We start from the raw sequence: 21,221 nt of genomic DNA, 5'->3' as shown, positions 1-21,221 counted from the left end.
TTTTTTTGTTGTCTCGGGCGGGCTTCAACGGACTTATAAAGTGTCACTTCATCTGGGGATATAGTGCCGGATAAGGACGATCGCTCCGTACATGGCGGTTCAACCGCTGTCTTTTTATCCAATCCGCAGTCGGGGCAGGTTTTTCGGGGAGGGATGTGTTTGGATGCCTCAAAACAGCTGCGGCTGGCCGTTATTATCGCAGTAATGGCGGTCGTGCTCATCATCGGCGGCTGGATGAAATGATCGATGCAGAGAGGAGAATTCCATGCTGAATATTGTCATGTTGGATGAGGATGTGCATTATATGGAGCTGTTTGCCGCTTACGCTCGTTCGGTAAATACGGCTTCAGGCGTGTCAGTCCATGCTTTTTCGCAAAAAGAAAAGGTACTTGAGTTTATGGCGGCTGCACCAAGGGTGCATATTCTGCTTGTTCAGTCCCATCTGCTGCCGGGATTGCCTGTGGAGCGCTTCGGCTGCGTCGTGCTGCTGTCGGAGCATCTGCTCATGACACAGCAGCTGTCGTATCCGGCAGTATACAAGTATCAGCCGCTGAACCAGCTTATGAATCAGACGGTAGCCAGCTATACGGAGCAGCACGCTGTCCGGCTTCCGTCGGTGAAGCAAAGGGGCCCGGCCCGGCTGATAGCGTTCAGCTCCGCCTCCGGCGGCAGCGGAGTCACAACGGTCGCACTCCAAACGGCCCGATTGCTGGCAGAGCAGGGCGATTCCGTATTTTATCTGAACCTGGAGCTGTTAAGCTCGACAGCCGTGCTGCTGCCTGCAGGCGGGGAGCATGATTTCTCCGAGTGCATGTATTACGTAAAGGCCCATCCGAATCAAAGCGGGACCAAGCTGACCAAATTCATCCGTCAAGACCCTGCCGGCCAATTCGATTATATCCAGTGCGGAGCGGATTGGCGGGAACGGCAGGAGATGACAGCGGAAGAGCTTCAACGGCTGCTTAAGGCTATCCAGGACGCCAAAAGCTATGATGCTGTCCTGATTGATATTCATATTAGCCTGACCCGGCTTATTCCGGTTCTGCTGGAAGCCTGCGATCGGTTCGTCTGGCTGGCAAGTGGCGATACGGCGGGCAAACACAGGTCAAAGGCGATTTTGGACAGCTTCGGGGCTGGACACAGCGAAATCATTATCAACCGCTCTCTAGGGAACATCGCGCCTCATCTGTACCCGGACCAAGGCTTTCCCGTTACCGCTGTGCTGCCTTTTGTGCGGGAATGGATGACCGCGGGAGAAGGAAGCGCGCAGCTGCGGTACTCCGCCGCTTTTACAGAAGCGCTGCAGCAGTGGCTCGACAGCACCACCAGAGGCGCGGAGCTGATGCTGCATGGATGAGCAGGCTGCGGTGTTACTGCGAGAGCAAATTCGGCTCAAGCTTGATATGACGCAATCGGAGAGCGATGAGGTGCTGATGGAGCGCATTGAAGCGGATGTGTTTGACTATGCGCGATTGCATCGGTTGACCGCGGGAGAGAAGCACCGGCTCGTGAAATCCATTTTTTACTCGTTTCGGGGGCTTGATGTGCTTCAGCCGCTTCTGGAGGACCCCGAGATTACTGAAATTATGGTCAACAGCCATAAGGAAATTTTTGTGGAGAAGCAAGGGGCGGTGTTCCGCAGTGAAGTGCGGTTCGAGAGCGAAGCCAAGCTGAACGATATTATTCAATCCATTGTGGCCAAGGTGGACCGGGTTGTGAATGAAAGCGCGCCGATTGTAGATGCGCGTCTGACGGACGGCTCGCGGGTGAATGTGGTGCTGCCGCCAATTGCATTGAAGGGGCCGACCATGACGATCCGCAAATTCCCGGAAAAGCCGCTCGCAATGGCCGACTTGATAAGCTGGGGAGCGCTGACGGCGGAAGCGGGAGAAGTGCTGCGGACACTGGTCGAAGCGAAGTACAATCTGTTTATTTGCGGCGGCACCGGCTCGGGCAAAACGACATTTCTCGGCGCGCTGTGCGGCTTTATTCCTTCGGATGAGCGTCTTATTACCATTGAGGATTCCGCCGAGCTGCAAATTCAGACGGTCGATAATCTGGTGCGCCTGGAGACAAGGAATGCGAATACGGAGGGCAAAGGGGAAATTACGATGCGCCAGCTTATTCGTTCCTCGCTTCGGATGCGGCCGAACCGGATTATTGTAGGTGAAGTTCGCGGGGCGGAATGCCTGGATATGCTGGCCGCTATGAATACAGGCCATGACGGTTCCCTCAGTACGGGGCATGCAAACTCTCCGCACGATATGCTGAGCCGTCTGGAAACGATGGTGCTCAGCGGGGCCTCGCTTCCGGTGGAGGTGGTGCGCAAGCAAATTTATTCCGCTATCGATTTGATCGTCCATGTCAGCCGGTTCCGGGACCGGTCCCGGAAGGTGACGGCGATCTGTGAGCTTGCCGATATGCGGGACGGCGAGATTGTGCTGAAGCCGCTGTTTGAATTTCAGGAGGAAGGCACCGCGCCGGACGGTTTCGTTCTGGGGAGACTGAAGCAAACCGAACACCGGCTGGTACGTGTGCAAAAGCTCCAGATGGCAGGTCTCCGGCTTCCTAATCAGGCATCGGCTGCTGGAGAAAGGAGGGACGGCGGATGAACCTGCTGCTGATTTGCCTGATCGTTGGAATCATGGGCTGGCTCGTTCTGGTTTTGCTTGAACGGCGGGCATCTGGCGGGAAACGGCTCAAGGGCAAGCTGCTTCCTGATCATGTTCAACAGAACGCAGAAGCCGCTCATACAGATGTAACGGTTCAAATGCATCAGGAATGGATTGTGAGCATTGAAGCGAAAGCGACAGCGGGCAGACCCGATCCGGCAGGGGGGAGAGCCTCCGAGATCAGCTACACGGTTTATACGCTCAGCCGGCTTCAACGAATGTCAGCATGCTTTTTGTGCGGCGCAGTGCTGTTTGTCATTGCGTATTTATTTTACAAGCAGCCGGTTGCAAGCCTGATCGCTGCCTGCGGCGGATTATTCGCGCCCAAGTATTATGCCGCGATGCTTTGCCGGAAGCGGATTAGCCAGCTGGAGCTGGAATTCAAACAGCTGCTGCAGTCCCTCTCGGTGTCGCTGACAGCCGGAAGATCGGTTGAGAACGCGTTTGCTGAAGCAGCCTCGGATATGCGCATGCTGTACCCCTCGGGAGCCTCCGATATGATCTGTGAGCTGGAGCTAATCCGCAACAAAATCAGGAATGGAGAGCCAATCGAAAAAGCGCTGCTGAATTTCGCCGAGCGGAGCGGGTCTGAGGATGTAAGAAGCTTTGCGGATGTGTTTGCGACCTGCAAACGGACCGGCGGCGATTTGGTGGAGGTTATCCGGCGAACCAGCCGGATTCTGGGGGACAAGATGGAAATGGATCTGGACATTCGGGTGCTTGTCGCCAAGAAGAAATTCGAGGCCAAGCTGATGGGCATCATCCCGTTCGGCATTGTTGGCTTGCTCAGCTTCAGTTCAGCAGATTATATGCAGCCTTTATATGAAGGTGTTGGCCGCATTATTATGACGATTGCGTTATTGCTGCTGCTGGCGGGATTAGTAATTATTCAGAAGATGACGGAGATTAAGCTGTGAGTAATGTATCTCTTGAAGCGTTGGCGATTTCGCTTATTGAACGGCTTCAGCTTCCTTCCAGGCTGACCAAAACGACGGACAAGCTCATTCAGCATATGGCCTTCCTGCATGGATTGTCAGAGGCGGAAGCGCGAATGAAGCAGTTTTACGCCAGACAAGCTTTGTTTTGCTTCCTGGTCATGGGGCTTGGAATGCTGCTGGCCCTGACGCCGGGCGGGGACCCGGTCATGCTGCCGGTACTTGTGCTGCTGTCCGCCATTGTCCCCTTTCTCGGCTACCGGAGTGTGCTGCGGCGGATCATGCTTGCAAAGCGGCAAATCGCTATGGAGCTGCCGGAGCTGCTGGGCAATCTGGTGCTTCTCATCGGCGCAGGGGAGACGGTTCAAAAGGCCCTTCTCCGCTGCATCCGTCAGCTGAGCGGCACGAAGCCCGGCAGTATTTTGCAGCGGGAGCTCGCTGCTGCGGATATTCAGCTGCGTAATCAGCTGCCGTTCAGCCAAGTGCTGGAACAGCTTGCCGCCCGCTGCGGGATACAAGAAGTAGCGATGCTGACTACAACACTTCTGCTGAATTACAAGCGTGGCGGCGAGGAGCTGACTCATGCCTTGGCGGCTCTGAACCGGGAGCTGTGGGAGCGGCGCAAAGCAGGCGTTCGGACGATAGGAGAGGAAGCCTCGTCCAGGATGGTATTTCCGATGGTATTAATTTTTGTTGTTGTGCTCGTTATTGTCGCTTATCCGGCGATAGCGGTTATGGGGTAAACAAACAAAGAATTTATTTATATGGAGGAATCGATATGAATCAGACATGGGGTATAGCGAAGCTGGCGGATATGCGGAGGAAGGCAAAAAAAGCGGCTAAGAAGCTCTGGCGTGATGAGCAGGGTCTGGGGACGCTGGAAATTATATTAATTGTTGCCCTGATTGTTGTCATTGCCGTCGCGTTCAGAAAGTGGATCACGAAGTGGATTAACGACTTGTTTACTAAGGCGGATTCAGGTGTCACGGATTTCAATAATACTGGAATCACGGCACCTTAACGCATCCCGGTGAACGTCCATCAATTGAAAGACAATCGGGGTAGCTTCACAATTGAAGCAACGATGGCATTTCCGGTAATTATTTTGCTTTCCGTCGGCTTGTTGTTTTTTGGCTTGTATATGTATGAGAAGGCGGCACTGCAGCTTCAGGCCTCGCAGGCTGCACAGCGGATAGCGGCCGTGTGGACGAACAGCTACGCTAACCCGGTGACAGGCAGCGTTCCGGTTTCCAGTCACGATGATCTGTATTGGCGCACTTTTCAGGACGGGCTGCCGGAATGGTTTCCGTTCCTCGGGGGCGAGGTAACAGCCGAGGTGAACGCAGCCTCCGTTTCTTCGTCCACGCAGGGAGGAGGCAGTCTCCCGCAATTGAAGCTGCAGCGCGCGGGGGTTTTTCTCCCCCCGGATGTCACAGCCGATCTCCAGTACTCCAGGGGAACCTGGCAGCGAAGCATCAAGGTCACGCTGAACCGCCCGCTGCGGGTTCCGCAGCTGTTTAATCATTGGTGGGGGCTTGCGGAAGTCAGGGCAAGCGGAACCGCGTCGGCTGCGGACCCGGTTGAATTTGTGCGGAATGTCGACTTTACACGTTCGTATTTGCCGGTTATTGTACAGCATTTCAAATCGTATCCATCCGTATTCGGCCAGGCCAGTGCGGGCTCAGCTCCTCAGGCCGGATCATTCGATAAGGAATCCGAAGCGCGCGTTTATTTGCAGCAGACTGTAGGCGGCACTGAAACAACGTTGACCACCCCCTCCGGTAAAAAGCGCCTGGTGGATGCATTGGATCAGGACGGCACTGCGCATCAGGCTTTTTTGGGATATCAGGCTAACCGCACGAGTGCCACGGAAAACGGGGAGCGCATGAACGATCAGCTGCAAAAGGATGTGGAGCTGCTGCAATCCGGGCAAGTGAAGGCAGTGGTGTGGCACTTTTACAAAAGCGGGCGGACCGGAAAAGCAGGTCCCTCCGGACCGCTTCGGGCGGAGCTTGAACGGAACGGCATTATTGTCATGGTTCATGATTGAACTGCCGGAGGAGGGGAACAAATGAAATGGCCGCTTCGTTCGGCAGAGGGCTCGGTTTCTGCATATTTTATCATTATATTGCTGGCTGTCTTTATGTTTCAGGCTGTTTTAATCGATTTTGTCCGTATTAAGCTGGCGGAGCGCGAATCGGAAACAGCGGCGAAGGCGGCGCTTCGTTCTACGATGTCCGCTTTTAATCCGAAGCTGAAGGAATATGGGTTATTCGGGCTGACTGCTGATCAGGCGAAGCAGCAGCAAATTTTCGGACGGGTGCTGGGATTGAATATGCCTCCGGCAGCCGCCGGTGCAGCCGGGTCCTTCTCTGTGCTGGATACGAGGCAGGAAGGAGATGCCCGGCTGACACCGCTCTACCATCTGGGCAGCCATACGGTGCTTGAGCGGCAAATACTGGAGGAAATGAAGTATGTGGCCCCGATTGAATTTACCCGGGAGCTGATGGATAAATGGGGCAAGCTGAAAGCCAAGCTTGAAGCCGGGAAAAATTTTGCCGAATCAGCGGACCGGCTGGATGATTGGAACGAACAGCGGGAGGAACAGCTGGATCTGGCGTGGTCTATTTTGCTAGCTCTTCAAAAAAAGGGGAAGTCTCTGCAAAGCTCGTATGACAGCGCCGTGGAGCGTCTGGACAAGCTGGAGGAGAAAATCGAAGACTTGGAACACGACGCCAATGTGGAGGCTGAACAAGTAGATAAAGCCCGGGACAAATACAACGACTATCTGGATGATACGGCGGACTCCGCTCAGCAGGATAAACAGGACATGCAGACGGAGCTCGACAAGCTTGACGCTGCGCTGCGGCTTGCAGCCATTGCGGATGAACGGGTTCGCAACGAGCTATCTGCAGCAGGCGCTGCTGGCAGTAGTCCGGAGCCCGGGGAGCTGGACCCGTATGAAACCTTGAAGGAGCTGCCTGTTTACGGACAATCGTATTTCGATGATTACAAAAAAGAGGCCGTCGCAGCGGTTCAATTGTTTGACCCGTTTCTCCGGGATTTGCCGAGACACAGCCGCAAAGCCTCCGCTTCGCTGAAAGAGAAGCTGAACCGGTTCGCGGATGCGCTCACTGCTGCTGTAAATGCAAGGCAAGCGGCGGAGCAGCAGCGTCAGGCCAGTACGGAAAACCGCAGGAAAGCGCAGAATGAAGCGAAAAAAATTGCAAAAGACAAGCAGGAGGAAGCGAAGAAAAAAGCCGGGGCGGTTTGCGGAAGCGCCGACCCGGCCAGCTATGCCAAGCTGGAGGGAGCCGGTGGTTCTTTCAGCAAATATGTAACGGCTAATAACGGGCAGCTGCCGGCAGCCTCCCCCACGGTCCCCGATTTGAATACATCGCCGGATCGGAGCTTGACTCCCCAGCTAACCGGATTGCTCACAATAACAGATATGCTTGCTTCCCTGCGCAATGAGCTGTTCGTGAATGAGTATGCATTGCTGCAATTCAATTATCGGACCTATGATCTCGTGCACGCTGCGGATAAAAAATTGTCTTTGTCGGAGCCGTCGCAGCATGTGTTAAAGGGGCAGGAGACGGAATATTTAATTTACGGGCTGCCGGACTGCCAATTGAATTTGGGGGCGGCTTACAGTGAGCTGTTTCTGGTGCGAATGGCTGTCCGTACCGTAGAGGCGTTGTTTGATCCGAAAAATAAAGCGGCCGGTGCGCTCGGGCCGCAGGCGTTAGTGCTGGCTGCACTGGCGCAGGGAGCCGGACTGGCCGTCGTCGATGTGGAGCAGCTTATCGGGGGCGGCGATGTGGAGCTTACGGCCAAGCTGGCTCAGCTGAAGCTGGACTATCGCGATTATTTGCGTCTGTTCCTGCTTCTGCATACGCGTGATCGCCATTTATACGCCCGGATGCAGGCTCTAATCGAGCTGAATACCGGTGCGGATTTAATGACTGCTTACACGTATATGCGGGCGGAAACGCAAACCTCGGTCAGGCTTTGGTATGTCCCTGCCGCCATGAAGCTGCTCTCGATAAGCGGTGTGCTCAAGGGCCGGACTTCAGACGGACGGTTTGTTATGGAGCAAAAGCAGGAATGGACGTATTAATCTTTTTGCCGCAGCCCTTTAGGGTGTTGGGGCTAAAGAAGGAGGACAGTCAATGCTGCGGTTGGATAACCGGGGCGGGATTGTGCTTGAGGCCGCGCTGGTCCTGCCTCTCTTTCTCGCACTGGTGCTTGCGTTAAATTCAATGTTTGTTGTGGCATCGGCGCAATCGGCACTGCACGAGGCTGTCACGGGAACTGTCATGCAGGTATCAAGCCATTGGTATCCTGCAGAGGTGTTGGTTCAAGAAATCGGGAACCAGCCTGCTATTAAGGCGGCGCTGGACAAGGCCAAGGCAGCACGTAATCAAGTAACGGCGGCTGAGGATTTTGTTCAGCAGTATGCGGATTATTTGCCGGACGCCGTTGTGGAGCTGATGCTAAGCGAGCAGGAGCTTCGGCAAAGCCTGGAAAGCCAGGGCCAGGAGGTGCTTCAATCCGCCTTGAACCAGGCTGCAACACCAGTAATCCGTTATCTGGCCGGCCAAATTTCCGGTACCAAAGCCGGACAGAGGATGGTTGTTACCAACGTAGAGATGCCGGACTTATTTTTTCATACCCAGAATGAGTTTGTCTTGGAAGCAGAGCTTGAGGTGAAGCTCCCCATTCCCTTTTTTTCCAAAACCGTTATTCTCAAAGAGCGAGCGGCTGAGCGGGTGTGGATAGGGGAGTAAGCGGGCAGCTTTGTCTGAAGGAAAGGCGGGGCCTGGATGGATTGGACGATATGGCTGCTATTTGCGGTTGTGGGAGCGGCTTTTGTGACGGATATGAAGGCGCGTATTATACCGAATATGCTGACTGTGAGCGGGATGCTGACCGGGCTGATCTATCATACCCTTGCTGACGGCTGGATTGGAATCGCTTATTCGGCTGTCGGTCTTGCCGCCGGATTCGGGATTATGCTGGTCTTGTATTTGCTGGGTGGTATCGGCGGGGGCGATGTGAAACTGTTCGCTGCGATTGGAGCGATTTGCGGGACTGAATGGACGCTGCACTGCATGATGTATTCGATTATTTACGCCGGTTTTGCCGGCATTGGCTGGATCGTGCTTCGGAAGCAATTTTGGGGCAGAATCATCAGGGTTTTCGGATTTTTTGCCAATCTAGCGGTATTTCGGCAGGTACAGTGGTTTACCCCCGGAGAAAGAGCAGAGATGCTCCGGTTTCCGTTTATGATCGCAGTAGCTCCAGCGGCTGTAACCACCGTTTGGATGCTGCATGGATAAAGGAGGAACGGGATGAACGCCACGATATGGGGATTTGAGGTCGATTATGTATCAGACGGCAGAGCGGCAATGGTTCTGGACAAGCCGCAAGGACTTACTGCCGCAGACTTGGTGTATATCGAAATGCGGATGCTGCAATCGAATCCGGTTCCGGGACTGCTGCCGCTTGAATTTGAGCATACGGATAATCGGGTTCGCCTCCATTACAGCTTATCCATGCGCCGGATGCTGGGACAGCATTTGAAAGCTAATCGGATGAGTGTGGAGGAAACGGTAAGACTTCTGATGAAAATAACGGATATCATGCTGACCAGCCGGACTTATATGCTTCATCCCCAGCGTTTCGTGCTGGACGAACGATTTATTTTTATCGCGCATGACGGACTGGATTTGTCCTTAACGTATATCCCTTGCCGGGAGTTTGACGATCAGCCGGCGATTGCGGAGCAGTTCCGGCAGCTGGTCTTCGGTTTATTGCCCCGAATTGATAATATGCGCGGTGATATGATGCAGCGTATCGTGGGGTATCTGCAGGGCGGGAGCTTCGATTTGCAGGAGTTCAAAATGATGCTGGCGGGGCTGTTGAAGCAGACCAAGCAGCGGAGCGGGGCAGGGGAAGAAGGCGCGGTTTCTGGGGAAAGACTCGGCTGGACTGGCGCTTCTGCAGGGGTCAAGCCTCCTCCCGGTGTACGGCAGCAAGAGCTGCAGCAGCCGGCTGTCCAGGGACAAAGAACGAATTCGATTCCTGCCGCCTCCTCGCCCGAGACCGGGATATCCGCAAAAGGAAAGAAACAGAACGCTGGAATGGCAAACGGGCATTTGCATTCCTCAGTCCGCAGCCGGGTGGTTGTAATCGCGGTCCTGATGATTGCGCTGGTCTGGTGCTTGTTCAGCTTTATGCCGACAAGCAGTATGCTGTATACAGCGGCCGGAGTGACGGTGCTGATTGCGGATGTGGCTTTTATTTGGGTGAAGCATTTGCAGGGGCATTGGATAGGGGTTCGCCTTATTCCAGCTCTGCGTGATGAGATGAAGCCGGAACCCGGAGATGGGGCATTATCGGCATCGTTACCCGTTATTTCCGGTAAGGAGCCTCGCCGGACCTGGCTTTCCGATCTGGAGCCGGAGGGGCCTGACTGGGAATTTGATAACGAGTCCCGTACAAAGAAATCGGCTGAGGCAGGGCTATCAACCGGCCGTCTGACAAGCGTTAATGCAGATCTAGCCCCTGAGGGGGCCAATTATTCGGCTTTGGGAGGAGAACAGAAGGCCAATCCGCCGGTATCCGTTGCGGATATTGTCCCGACTGAACAAACCGTTCTGCTGCATCCGGGCATGCTGGCACAGCCGTTCCCTGCGCGGAGGGAGGCAGGATGGTTCCTTGTCTGCAACAATAAGGAGGATCAGCTTATCCGGCTCGAGAAAGACAGTGTTATTATCGGCCGGGATGAAGCGAATGCCGACATTATTGATGATACCGTTGGGGTGTCCCGCGCCCATTTGGAGCTTGTAAAAGCATCCCCGACCTCAGGAGACGCTTCTCCGCAGGCCAATAGAGCGGGCATGGAGCACCGGGAGCAGGTGCCAATGCCGGTTGAATCCAGGCCGGTCTATTATGCCAAGGATCTCGGCTCGGTCAATGGTACGACGCTTAATGGCGAAACCATGGCGCCGTACAAGCTGTATCCGCTGCAAAGCGGAGACCGGCTCGGTATAGTCCATTCGGTGTATGAGGTGAGGAATGACTAGCAATCGTTTGACTCTACCGGGTTTGATGTTACAATAGTTGTATATCATCAATGATGAGGAGAGATGCGTTTGATTAGGCACATTGTTTTGTTCAAACTGAAAGACCGCAGCGCTGCTAGCGTCCAGGAAGCGGCGCAGCTGCTCAAGGATATGGAAGGAAAGATCCCTCAACTGCTCTCGATCGAGGTAGGAACAGATGTGATTCATTCCGAGCGTTCTTATGATATCGCGCTGACCACAACCTTCCATTCTCTGGATGACCTGAAAGCATACAATTCCCATCCGGTTCATCAGGAAGTAATTAAATATATGACCGAGCACAGAGAATCTTCCATCAGCGTAGATTACGAGGTGTAGTCAATTCTAGCAGACGGGAATGGTGACGGGCAGCCCTAAGGGGGCTGCTCTTGTCCGTTTCTCCCCGGAAGCCCGGTTCGGGTCTACAATTCCGATTTGCAGCCAAACAAAAAGCCGTTTCCCGAAGGGGGACGGCTTCTACCATAAATTCGGCTTGGCAACCATGAGCCAGAGCAGCAGCAGCAAAATAAGCAGATACAGCCATAACGAACGGTTCAGCTTATCCAGCAGCATCGGGCGTTTGTCTTGAAATTCCGGTTGAAGCAGGCGGCGGAGCGTCGGTGAAAAAGCACGGGCCATGAAAAATAATACGGAAATCAGCAAAATAATGGTGCATAATATCCAAGGGGTTTTCCACGACCAGCCCTGCAGCATGACCAGCGCAATGCCCGAAATAACCAGCACATGGCCGGTGTGCTTGGACAGCTGGACCACGAAGCGGAACAATTGCACCGACTGCTCAAGCATCGGCTCCGTGTCGGAGCGCATCTTGCGGACCAGCGGAAACATGACGACAAACGGGCCTATCGCGAGCACAGAGCTGAGAATATGAATATACAATAAGACCGAATACACGAAGAGCTTCCTCCTTTTATAAAATAGATGGACAGCACATCCGCTTCCGCGGAATGCACTGTCGCTGAGTAACGATGGAGCTGACGTTGAGGATGTCAGACGTCAAGCCTTCTCCGCTTAAGCGCAGCTTAATGGCACACGGTGCTTGGTGCTTGCTGCATGACGGCGGTTAGCTGCAATAACAGCGAGACATGACGCCGGATTCTGCTAAATTGCCTTAAATTCGTGGACCCATACTTTTGCTTGCGGGATCCAGGGCATGCCGGCATGGAGAGACAAGATATATTCCTTGTACTGCTCCATGGTGGCAAAGCCTTCTGTACGGGCGTGCTCGTCTGTCAGCTCGCCAAGTGATTGCTGATAGACACGGGTGACCTCGAACGTCTGGCTGCCGAGCACCAGCTTTTCCCCAGGATCGGCATAGCGGCCGTTGCGGCGGGTAGCGGTTTTTTCGCCACGCAGCACCCGGTCGATATCCTCCTGCTTGGTGACAAGACGTTCGATGGTACAGGTTTTAGGCGGCAATGCGGCTGTTGACATATGGAATGTCCTCCTTCTTGATGCGGTTTTAATCCGTTAACGGGCGATAGCCCCTTCACATTGTACAACAGTAAACGCACTTTACCAAATTTTGCAGGGGTTGAACAGGTTGAATATCATATCAGCGGAGCATTTATCCAAGAGCTACGGTACAAAAGTGCTGCTCTCGGATGTTTCCTTCCATATTAATGAAAAAGATCGCATCGGCCTTATTGGCGTCAACGGTACCGGAAAAACGACGCTGCTCAGCTTGCTGGCCGGCAAGGAGTCCCCGGATGAAGGAAAGCTGCTGCATGCCAAGCATTTTCAAGTCGAATACTTACCTCAGCAGCCGGAATTTGAACCGGATTCGACAGTCCTTGAACAAGTATTCTACGGCGATTCCACGTTGATGAAGGTGATGCGCAGCTATGAGCACGCACTGGCTGCGCTTGAAGCGGAGCCCGATAGCGTATTGCAGCAGGAGTTATTGCTTAAGGCGCAACAGCAATTGGAATCGCTGAACGGCTGGGATGCGCAGGCAGAAGCCAAGACGATACTGCAGCAGCTTGGGATTCGGGATTATGACAAGCCGGTGCGTGAGCTGTCCGGCGGTCAGCGCAAGCGTGTGGCGCTTGCCCGGGCGCTGCTGCGGCCCGCCGATCTTTTGATTCTGGACGAGCCGACGAACCATTTGGATTATGAAACCGTGCTGTGGCTGGAGCAGGCACTGCAGCGTTACAAGGGCGCGCTGCTGTTTGTGACGCATGACCGCTACTTCCTGGATCGGGTGGCTCGCCGCATGTTTGAGCTGGACCGCGGCAAGCTGTACAGCTACGAAGGCAATTACAGCTTGTTCCTGGACAAAAAGGCGGAGCGTCTGGAGCAGGAGGCGGCGTCGGAGAGCAAACGGCAAAACCTGCTGCGCCGGGAGCTCGCATGGCTGGCGCGGGGTCCCAAGGCACGGACAACGAAGCAGAAGGCGCGTATTGATCGGGCAGAGACGCTTCGCGACCAGCAGGTGGCTGCTCCCGAGGAAGCGCTTGACATGGCGGTCGGGGGAAGCAGGCTGGGCAAGAAGGTCATTGAAGCCAAGCGAATTTCCAAAACGTATGACGGTCAGGCATTATTCAAAAATTTTGACTATATTGTTTTGCCGGATGACCGGATCGGAATTATCGGTCCGAGCGGAAGCGGCAAATCGACGCTGCTGAATGTGCTTGCAGGCCGGCTGGAGCCCGATCAGGGCGAGGTGGATACGGGCCCGACCGTCAAGCTGGCTTATTACACTCAGGAAGCACAGGAGATGAAGCCGGAGCAGCGGGTCATCGAATATATTAAAGAGGTGGCCGAGCAAATTCGGACCAAGGATGGCGATGTGATTAGCGCAGGTCAAATGCTGGAACGGTTCCTATTCCCGGGCTCTGTTCAATGGACACCGATTGGCCGGCTGTCAGGAGGGGAACGGCGACGGCTGTACCTGCTTCGCACCTTAATGATGGAGCCGAACGTCTTGTTTCTGGATGAGCCGACGAACGATCTGGATATCCAGACGCTATCTATTTTGGAAGACTATTTGGAATCGTTCCCGGGTGCTGTCATTACGGTATCGCATGACCGGTATTTTCTTGACCGTACAGTTGATCATCTATTTATTATGGAGCCCGGCGGCAGCATTCAGCATTTTTTGGGCACGGCGTCTGAAGCTGTGGAGCGGTTCCGCACAAGCATGGATTCAGCTCCCGTCGGTTCCGGCCATAACAAGCGGTCCGTGCAAACAAAGCAGGACGAAAGCGCTGCTTCTCCCGTACAAGCAGGCGCGGCCGCAGCGTCTGCTGCGGCCGGAGTACCCAAGAAGCTTTCCTACAAGGATCAGAAGGAATGGGATGAAATTGAGGAGCGCATTGCTGGGCTGGAGGAGCGTCTGGGCAGCATTGCTTCACAGATTGAAACGACAGGAAGCGATTATGACAAGGTCCGGGAGCTTTATGAAGAGCAGCAGCGGCTGACAACGGAGCTGGAGCAAGCCATGGACCGCTGGACGGAGCTTAGCGAGCTGGTCGAGCTTATCGAGCAAAATAAGCAAAACCGGTAAACGGCCGCTTGGTGTGCATCGGGACAAGAATCGCAAACCCATGTTCGTCAAGCTCAGGCGATTATGGTATAATGTACCTTTAGAGCATCTATTTCGAGAATAAAGGCAGGTATAGTAATGATAACAGTAACGGATATATCTTTGCGCTACGGAAAACGGGCGCTGTTTGAGGATGTTAATATTAAGTTTACCCCAGGCAACTGTTACGGTCTAATTGGGGCCAATGGCGCGGGCAAATCCACATTTCTGAAAATTTTGTCCGGTGAAATCGAATCGACCAGCGGTCATGTGCATTTGACCCCGGGCGAGCGCATGGCTGTCCTGAAGCAGAACCATTATGAGTTCGACGAATTCGCGGTTCTGAAAACGGTGATTATGGGCCATAAGCGCCTATATGAAATCATGGAGGAAAAGGACGCGCTGTATGCGAAGCCGGATTTCTCTGAAGAAGACGGCATGCGCGCTGCCGAGCTGGAGGGCGATTTCCAGGATCTCGACGGATGGCAGGCCGAATCGGATGCAGCCGAGCTCCTTATCGGTCTAGGCATTCCGACGGAATTGCATGACAAATTAATGAAAGATTTGGACGGCAACGAGAAGGTCCGGGTTCTTTTGGCGCAAGCCTTGTTCGGCAATCCGCAAATCCTGCTGCTCGATGAGCCGACCAACCATTTGAACATTGAGTCGATTAACTGGCTGGAAGAGTTTCTGATTAACTATGATGGTACGGTCATTGTCGTATCTCACGATCGTCACTTCCTCAACAAAGTATGCACGCACATTGCCGATATCGATTTCGGCAAAATTCAGCTGTATGCCGGTAACTACGATTTCTGGTACGAATCAAGCCAGCTCGTATTGAAGCTTGCCCGCGAGGCAAACAAGAAGAAAGAAGAGAAGATTAAGGAGCTGGAAGCGTTTATCGCCCGATTCAGCGCCAATGCTTCCAAATCCAAGCAGGCGACCAGCCGTAAGAAAACGTTGGACAAAATTCAGCTGGACGACATTAAACCGTCCACCCGCAAATATCCGTTCATCAACTTTAAGCCGGACCGTGAAGCAGGCAAAAATATTTTGGCCGTGGAAAACATCTCCAAAACAATCGACGGTGTCAAAATTTTGGATAAAGTCAGCTTTGTGGTGAACAAAGGAGACAAAATCGCTTTTGTCGGACCGAACGGGATTGCCAAAAGCACCCTGTTCAAAATTATTACCGGTGAGCTGGAGCCGGACGAAGGCAGCTTCCAATGGGGCGTAACGACAACAAACGCCTATTTCCCGAAGGACAACTCCGATTATTTCGACGGTCAGGATATCAACCTGGTCGACTGGCTGCGTCAGTACTCCAAGGATCAAGACGAGACCTTTATCCGCGGCTTCCTGGGCCGGATGCTGTTTACGGGGGAAGAATCCCAGAAAAAAGCCAGCGTATTGTCCGGAGGAGAGAAGGTCCGCTGCATGCTGTCCAAAATGATGCTGACGGGCGCCAACGTGCTTATTTTTGATGAGCCGACCAACCACTTGGATTTGGAGTCCATTACGGCGCTCAATAATTCCCTGATCGATACGCAGGAAACCGTCTTGTTCGTTTCGCATGACCATCAGTTCGTGCAGACGATTGCAAACCGTATTATTGAAATTGCGCCGAACGGACTTATTGACCGGATGTGCACCTATGATGAATATTTGTCCAATCCGGATATTCAGCAGCTGCGCCAAACCTTATACCCGGCAGAGTAAGGGGACCGGATGGGGCTTGCTGTCATCGGCCCAGTCACACATTAGCTTGCAAATCACAATGACGCCGGCTTGAAGAAAAAGGACGGAATGAAATGAAATATTTCATTGCTTATCGCGGTAAGCCATACGGTCAGGCGATGGCTCGGGAAGAAGCGGAGCTTAAGCTGCAGCGGCTTGGCAGATCGTTTGACGGTCTTGACTTGGTGCTGCTTCCGGTTCGGCGGCGCAAATCCCGTCAAGCGTCTTCGGCTCAGCCGGCTTCGACCGCGAAGCATGTCTCCGGAAACGATGCTGCGCCGACTGTTCCATCAGCTGACGGGTAACCGGACACGCGGCTCTAAATCGGATTTGAAGGCTCTTTTTCACCTGTGGTGGAAAAGAGTTTTTCTCTGTTTCAGGCATGTTAAATCAGCGGCTTTTTCCCGGATAACAAATGCGTTAAATCCTTTTGTCTATACATCGTAAGCAGCTGCAGAAAGAAAGGAGTGCCCGCTTATGAGCACGAACAATCAACATCCGCTATCCCTCACAATGCCGGATTTAAATGAAGCTCAGCTTCGGGAGCTGTACTGGCGATCTGGTGAAGCGCCGTGGGCGCTCTATTTGTATACCCCATTTTGCGGTACCTGCAAGCTGGCGGCTCGAATGCTGTCTATCGTACTGGAAGCAAAGCCTGATTTAAGGATTGTGAGCGGGAATGTGCTGTATTTGCCGCAGCTTGTAGCCGAGTGGCAAATTCAAAGTGTGCCGTGCTTGCTCATAATCCGCGACCGCCGGATTGTTCAAAAGCAGTATGCGCTTCGATCGGTTTCGGATATGTACACCTTGCTTCAGGAGGTTCAGCCTGCTGCGTCTGACGCTGGGGCATGGATGAACGCAATACTCAGCCTGCAAAATGCTGGAAAGCCTTCAGCATCGGGTAACGTGTACCCTGAATAATCAAGGAAAATCGTTGAACGGGATGGGATTTTGATATCGAGGCCGACAGCACGCCCTTTCAGATGAAGCGGCGGGAGCCCGTAAAGCGGAATTTGATAGCCACTATCCACAGCCGACCATACCTTGACCTGCCTGCCGGAATAAAATGATGAGGTATTTTATTTGCGCTAGGATACAGGAAGGTAGGGAAGAGACATCATGAAGGGACATTCACCCCGCTGGCATGTCCGCAGCAAATGGCGGCGGCATCAGGCTCTGAGTCGTGATTCACGTATTCGCCGTCATATCCCGGAAACGAGTTTGTACAGCCGCCAAGCGCTGCTGTCCGCGCTTCGTCGTCATCGCGTTGTATTCGTAAAACCTGTGTTCGGCTCCTTCGGCAAAGGAATTTTGCGTATCAGCCGGGGACGGGCAGGCTATACAGTGCAGAGTGGAACACGCAAAACAACCGTTGCCGGTCGGCAGCAGGTTGTTCAGATGGTTAGCCGATATACCGGCGGCCGCTCTTACATGATTCAACGCGGGATTTCCTTGCTGTCCATGGGCAGACGGCCGATAGATTTCAGACTGCTTCTGCTGCGTCCGAGACGGAGGTGGCAAATTATGGGTACGATGGGCAAGCTGGCTGCACGAGGCAAAATCGTAACGAATTTCAGCAGTGGCGGACGTCCGCTAACCTGGGACAGAGCATTGAAGGCTGGTCTTGGTTTACGGGCTCGGCCCAGAAGGAGCTTGCTTCGCCGGATGAACCGGCTCGGAATGCATATTGCCCGAAGATTCCGCCGCAAATATGACGGCACGCGCAAAATGGGCATTGATTTCGCCATTGATCGAAGACAGCGCATCTGGCTGCTTGAAATTAATACGAATCCCAGGTACGAGTTATTCCGGTACCACGCCAAACGGGGGCTGTACCGCCGAATTTCGCGGATTGTACACGGCATTCACCGGCGACAAAGATAAAGGGATAAGGAAACGCTGGTTTGCACCATCGTGAGCTGAATGCAGGGCTGTCAGCTGCAAAATGAACATGTCACAAGGGAATGCATCAAGCGAGCCTGTCCTTCCTTCCGGGCGGGCTTTTTTCTTTTGGGCGACAATGGTAAGATAGCAAAGAAGACGTACATAGGAGGAATTGGCGGTGAATAGTGTGGATTTACAGCCGGGGATGCTGGTGACAGCGTCTTACAAAACGGGTGAATATGTAGCTGAGCTGCTGGAAGTATCTTCTCCGCGCGCGCTTGTTCAAATTTTGGCTGTCGTGAAGCATCCGACACAAGGGGATTTGCACCAGCCGATGCAGGCGGAGGTTGCATTTTTTCACCAGCGGCGGGCGCTTGCTTTTCGGGAGAAGTGCAACGTTCTGCTTTCTGATATTCGTCCTTACCGGTCAGCTGCAGTCCCGGATTATCAGGCTTCGCTGAGACAAGCGCTTGAAAAGGAATTACAGGGGCTTCGTCAAACGGCCGCCTGGATTGAACGGTCTGTGTCTGAGCTGGAGGCCTTGCAGCGGGAGTATTTTAGAGCTTAATACACGATAGAGAGGGAGCGGCAGGCATGTCATTCAAGGAAATGCAGCTCGTTTCCGGTGAACAGATTCAATCCCGGCTGGAGACGGTAAAAGAGCTGAAGTCCGATACGAACGAGCTGTATGAAATTGTAAAGGACCAAGAGACCGGGGAGCATTATTTGCACTATGCATACCTGCATGTGAATGTAGCTGAGGGCAACCAGGAGGAATCGTACCATCACCTTCTGCCGATAGAAAGCGATGATGTGCTGGGCCTCATCTTTGGGGAGCAGGAATTCGGTTATCCGGTGAATTGGAAGCGGGCTTACCTGCGCAACGGGCCGGAAGGCAATTACGTGTGGTTTGATCCGGGCGCTTCACAGGAAGCCGATCGGTATGAGAAAATGGGTGAGGATATCAAGCAACTGCTGCTGGAATTCAAGCAGGGAGAAAATAAAAGCGAGGCCAAGGTCCGCGAGCTGTTTGAACGGCTTGATCGTGTGAAGAAGGAAGGGACGATTCCTGATCAGGAAGATCCTGCTGCGGACAAGAACAACGATTCGGGGCGCTAGCTGTTGTTTGGCGGTTGTTTGTTTTTTCTGTAGCACGATTCTCATTTGCAGGATAGGCCTATTGAGGTGCGGAATCATTCCTGAGTCTGGAGAAAGGACAGGATGACAGATGAATAAAGAAACCCTTGAGCTATTCAAGGCCTTGACCGAATTTCCGGCTGCCTCCGGATTTGAGCGGGAGCTGAGGCAGTTTGTTGAGAAGCGGCTTGCACCGTATGCCGATGAAATCATCCGGGATCGGATCGGCGGGATTTTTGGCGTCAAAAAGGGAGCGGAAGACGGTCCGCGGATCATGGTGGCCGGTCACTTGGACGAGGTTGGCTTCATGGTCACTCAAATTACCGGCAGCGGGCTGATCAAGTTTCAACCGCTGGGCGGCTGGAATAATCAGGTGCTGCTGGCGCAGCGGATGCAGGTCATTACTCCGCAAGGTCCTGTTATCGGGGTTATCGGCTCTGTGCCGCCGCATTTGCTCAAGGATTCGGACCGCGGCAAGGCGCCTGAGATCGGCGCGATGTATCTGGATGTAGGGGCTGACGATGCCGAGAATGCCCGCAGCATGGGATTGATGCCAGGCCAGCAAATCGTGCCGATCTGCCCGTTCACTCCAATGGCCAATCCGAAAAAAATAATGGCTAAAGCATGGGACAACCGATATGGCGTGGGACTGGCTATCGAACTGCTGCAGGAGCTTGAGAGAACGCCGCATCCGAATATCGTTTTCTCGGGGGCGACGGCCCAGGAAGAGGTCGGCCTGCGCGGTGCGGGTCCGGCGGCAGAGCTAATCCGGCCTGATTTGTTCCTGGGACTGGATGCCAGTCCCGCTAATGATGCAACCGGGGACAAGCAGGCGTTCGGCCAGCTTGGCCAAGGGGCTTTGCTGCGCATCATGGACAAAGGCATGATTACACATCGGGGCATGGTCGAGTTTGTCCGGGATACCGCGGATACACACCGTATTCCGTATCAGTATTTCGTGTCTCCGGGCGGGACCGATGCCGGGGCGGTTCATGTGCACGGAATCGGCGTTCCGTCTGCAGTCATCGGGGTATGTTCCCGGTACATTCATACGTCGGCGGCCATTCTCCATACAGATGATTACGCAGCAGCCAAGGAGCTGCTTGTTCAGCTTGTGAAGGCGGCGGATCGGACAACCGTCGAGACGATTGTACAATATTAACATCAAGATACATACGAGGAGACCGGAGGCTCCGGCTGCCGGTGTAATAGGAGCAGAAAATCATGGTGGAACAATTGCAATTGCCGGCTGCCCTGCAGCGGCTGCTTACGGAACGTCAGCAGGCTGCGGAGCGGTCGGTCTGGCCGGAATCGCGGCCGGGAATAAGGGACGGCAAGGAAGGAGAGGGGAGCGCCGCCGCTTCAGCCAAGTGGAGCTCCCTCATCGGTACTCCGGGCTACCGGGCCCCGGAAGAAGCGATAGCTTTTGATGCTTTAACAGCCCTGCTGCTCGGCAAAAACGTACTGCTGAAAGGTCCGACGGGCTCGGGGAAGACGAAGCTTGCGGAATCGTTGTCCGCCTTGCTTGGACAGCCGCTGCATAGTGTGAACTGCTCGGTGGATCTGGATGCGGAAAGCCTGCTTGGCTTTAAGACGCTGATTCAGCACGAAGGAGCGGCGCAGATTGAATATGTGCCAGGACCGATTGTGAAGGCAATGACTCACGGGCACTTATTATATATTGATGAAATTAATATGGCCAAGCCGGAGACACTTCCGATTCTGAACGGGGCTCTGGATTACCGGCGTGCGCTGACGAACCCGTTCACCGGAGAGCTGGTCCGGGCTGCGCCGGGCTTCGGCGTCATTGCGGCGATGAACGAAGGCTATGTAGGGACGCTGCCTTTAAACGAAGCGCTGAAGAACCGCTTTGTCATGATTGATGTGCCGTATTTGCAAGGAGAGGATTTGAAGCGTCTGCTGCGCGAGCAGTCCGCTCTTGCCGGAGAAGAGCAGCTGGAACGGTTTGTCCAGCTGTCCTCCGATATTTTGGAGCTTTGCGCGATGGGACAGCTTTCGGACGAGGCGGCGTCCATTCGGGCGCTGCTTGATGCCTGCGACTTAACGGTTTACTTGCCGCCGCTGCGAGCGATTGAACGGGCCATGGTATCCAAGCTGAGCGATGAACGCGAGCAGGCGGCCGTGCGCCATCTGGCCAAAACGTTGTTCTAATGAAACGGACACAACAGGACAACAG

The 21,221-nt window shown here is 53.9% G+C and carries 22 protein-coding genes; 20 read left to right on the top strand and 2 right to left on the bottom strand.

Features of this window, described 5'->3' with window-relative positions; translation table 11 throughout:
• Positions 1-265 precede the first annotated feature (265 nt).
• The 11 genes from WBG83_RS01235 (at position 266) to WBG83_RS01185 (ending at position 11,055) form a co-directional block, all read left to right on the top strand.
• On the top strand, positions 266-1,357 hold the full coding sequence (locus WBG83_RS01235; protein WP_336741935.1) for a hypothetical protein: 1,092 nt from the start codon (positions 266-268) through the stop codon (positions 1,355-1,357).
• A complete protein-coding gene (locus WBG83_RS01230; RefSeq protein WP_336741933.1) occupies positions 1,350-2,612 on the top strand; it encodes a CpaF family protein in 1,263 nt (420 codons plus the stop codon). The genes WBG83_RS01235 and WBG83_RS01230 overlap by 8 nt, the downstream gene beginning before the upstream one ends.
• Entirely contained in the window at positions 2,609-3,589 is a 981-nt protein-coding gene (locus tag WBG83_RS01225) for a type II secretion system F family protein (protein ID WP_336741931.1), read from the top strand. The genes WBG83_RS01230 and WBG83_RS01225 overlap by 4 nt, the downstream gene beginning before the upstream one ends.
• Positions 3,586-4,350, top strand: coding sequence for a type II secretion system F family protein (locus WBG83_RS01220; RefSeq protein ID WP_336741929.1), 765 nt, complete (start codon positions 3,586-3,588; stop codon positions 4,348-4,350). The genes WBG83_RS01225 and WBG83_RS01220 overlap by 4 nt, the downstream gene beginning before the upstream one ends.
• A 35-nt stretch (positions 4,351-4,385) precedes the next feature.
• A complete protein-coding gene (locus WBG83_RS01215) occupies positions 4,386-4,628 on the top strand; it encodes a Flp1 family type IVb pilin (protein ID WP_336741927.1) in 243 nt (80 codons plus the stop codon).
• A gap of 9 nt (positions 4,629-4,637) precedes the next feature.
• A complete protein-coding gene (locus WBG83_RS01210; RefSeq protein WP_336741925.1) occupies positions 4,638-5,657 on the top strand; it encodes a TadE/TadG family type IV pilus assembly protein in 1,020 nt (339 codons plus the stop codon).
• A 21-nt stretch (positions 5,658-5,678) separates the two neighbouring features.
• A complete protein-coding gene (locus WBG83_RS01205) occupies positions 5,679-7,727 on the top strand; it encodes a hypothetical protein (RefSeq protein ID WP_336741923.1) in 2,049 nt (682 codons plus the stop codon).
• 52 nt (positions 7,728-7,779) lie between these two features.
• Positions 7,780-8,397: a TadE/TadG family type IV pilus assembly protein gene (locus tag WBG83_RS01200; RefSeq protein ID WP_336741921.1), complete on the top strand. Its 618-nt coding sequence runs from the start codon at positions 7,780-7,782 to the stop codon at positions 8,395-8,397.
• Between the two features lie 36 nt (positions 8,398-8,433).
• Positions 8,434-8,949 (top strand): A24 family peptidase, encoded by a 516-nt coding sequence (locus WBG83_RS01195; protein WP_336741919.1) that lies wholly within the window; start codon positions 8,434-8,436, stop codon positions 8,947-8,949.
• 12 nt (positions 8,950-8,961) lie between these two features.
• Complete coding sequence (locus tag WBG83_RS01190; RefSeq protein WP_336741918.1) at positions 8,962-10,698, top strand: DUF6382 domain-containing protein; 1,737 nt, start codon at positions 8,962-8,964, stop codon at positions 10,696-10,698.
• 69 nt (positions 10,699-10,767) lie between these two features.
• Positions 10,768-11,055: a Dabb family protein gene (locus WBG83_RS01185; protein WP_336741916.1), complete on the top strand. Its 288-nt coding sequence runs from the start codon at positions 10,768-10,770 to the stop codon at positions 11,053-11,055.
• A 138-nt stretch (positions 11,056-11,193) separates the two neighbouring features.
• Here the strand turns inward: WBG83_RS01185 and WBG83_RS01180 are convergent, their stop codons facing one another.
• Both WBG83_RS01180 and WBG83_RS01175 read right to left on the bottom strand, forming a co-directional pair.
• Complete coding sequence (locus tag WBG83_RS01180) at positions 11,194-11,631, bottom strand: DUF2269 family protein (protein ID WP_336741914.1); 438 nt, start codon at positions 11,629-11,631, stop codon at positions 11,194-11,196.
• Positions 11,632-11,838: 207 nt separating this feature from the next.
• A complete protein-coding gene (locus tag WBG83_RS01175; protein WP_336741913.1) occupies positions 11,839-12,171 on the bottom strand; it encodes an ASCH domain-containing protein in 333 nt (110 codons plus the stop codon).
• A gap of 109 nt (positions 12,172-12,280) precedes the next feature.
• On the opposite strand from WBG83_RS01175, the gene abc-f reads away from it, so the two are divergent.
• The 9 genes from abc-f to WBG83_RS01130 all read left to right on the top strand — a co-directional run bounded on the left by abc-f (position 12,281) and on the right by WBG83_RS01130 (position 21,196).
• A complete protein-coding gene (abc-f, locus tag WBG83_RS01170) occupies positions 12,281-14,245 on the top strand; it encodes a ribosomal protection-like ABC-F family protein (RefSeq protein WP_336741911.1) in 1,965 nt (654 codons plus the stop codon).
• 117 nt (positions 14,246-14,362) lie between these two features.
• Positions 14,363-15,985, top strand: coding sequence for an ABC-F family ATP-binding cassette domain-containing protein (locus WBG83_RS01165; protein ID WP_336741909.1), 1,623 nt, complete (start codon positions 14,363-14,365; stop codon positions 15,983-15,985).
• 92 nt (positions 15,986-16,077) lie between these two features.
• On the top strand, positions 16,078-16,308 hold the full coding sequence (locus WBG83_RS01160; protein ID WP_336741908.1) for a hypothetical protein: 231 nt from the start codon (positions 16,078-16,080) through the stop codon (positions 16,306-16,308).
• Between the two features lie 172 nt (positions 16,309-16,480).
• Positions 16,481-16,924 carry a thioredoxin family protein gene (locus WBG83_RS01155; protein WP_336741906.1) on the top strand — a complete coding sequence of 148 codons (444 nt, stop codon included), beginning with the start codon at positions 16,481-16,483 and terminating at the stop codon, positions 16,922-16,924.
• Between the two features lie 198 nt (positions 16,925-17,122).
• Positions 17,123-17,887: a YheC/YheD family protein gene (locus WBG83_RS01150; RefSeq protein ID WP_336741904.1), complete on the top strand. Its 765-nt coding sequence runs from the start codon at positions 17,123-17,125 to the stop codon at positions 17,885-17,887.
• Positions 17,888-18,065: 178 nt separating this feature from the next.
• Positions 18,066-18,455, top strand: coding sequence for a sporulation phosphorelay system protein KapB (gene kapB, locus WBG83_RS01145; RefSeq protein WP_336741901.1), 390 nt, complete (start codon positions 18,066-18,068; stop codon positions 18,453-18,455).
• Positions 18,456-18,481: 26 nt separating this feature from the next.
• Positions 18,482-19,006, top strand: coding sequence for a hypothetical protein (locus tag WBG83_RS01140; RefSeq protein WP_336741900.1), 525 nt, complete (start codon positions 18,482-18,484; stop codon positions 19,004-19,006).
• A 109-nt stretch (positions 19,007-19,115) separates the two neighbouring features.
• On the top strand, positions 19,116-20,186 hold the full coding sequence (locus WBG83_RS01135; RefSeq protein ID WP_336741898.1) for a M42 family metallopeptidase: 1,071 nt from the start codon (positions 19,116-19,118) through the stop codon (positions 20,184-20,186).
• A 62-nt stretch (positions 20,187-20,248) separates the two neighbouring features.
• Complete coding sequence (locus WBG83_RS01130) at positions 20,249-21,196, top strand: ATP-binding protein (RefSeq protein ID WP_336741897.1); 948 nt, start codon at positions 20,249-20,251, stop codon at positions 21,194-21,196.
• Positions 21,197-21,221 lie beyond the last annotated feature (25 nt).

The organism is Paenibacillus sp. y28, assembly GCF_037137075.1.
GTDB lineage: Bacteria > Bacillota > Bacilli > Paenibacillales > NBRC-103111 > JBBBNV01.
This window is presented reverse-complemented; position numbering and strand designations above follow the sequence as displayed.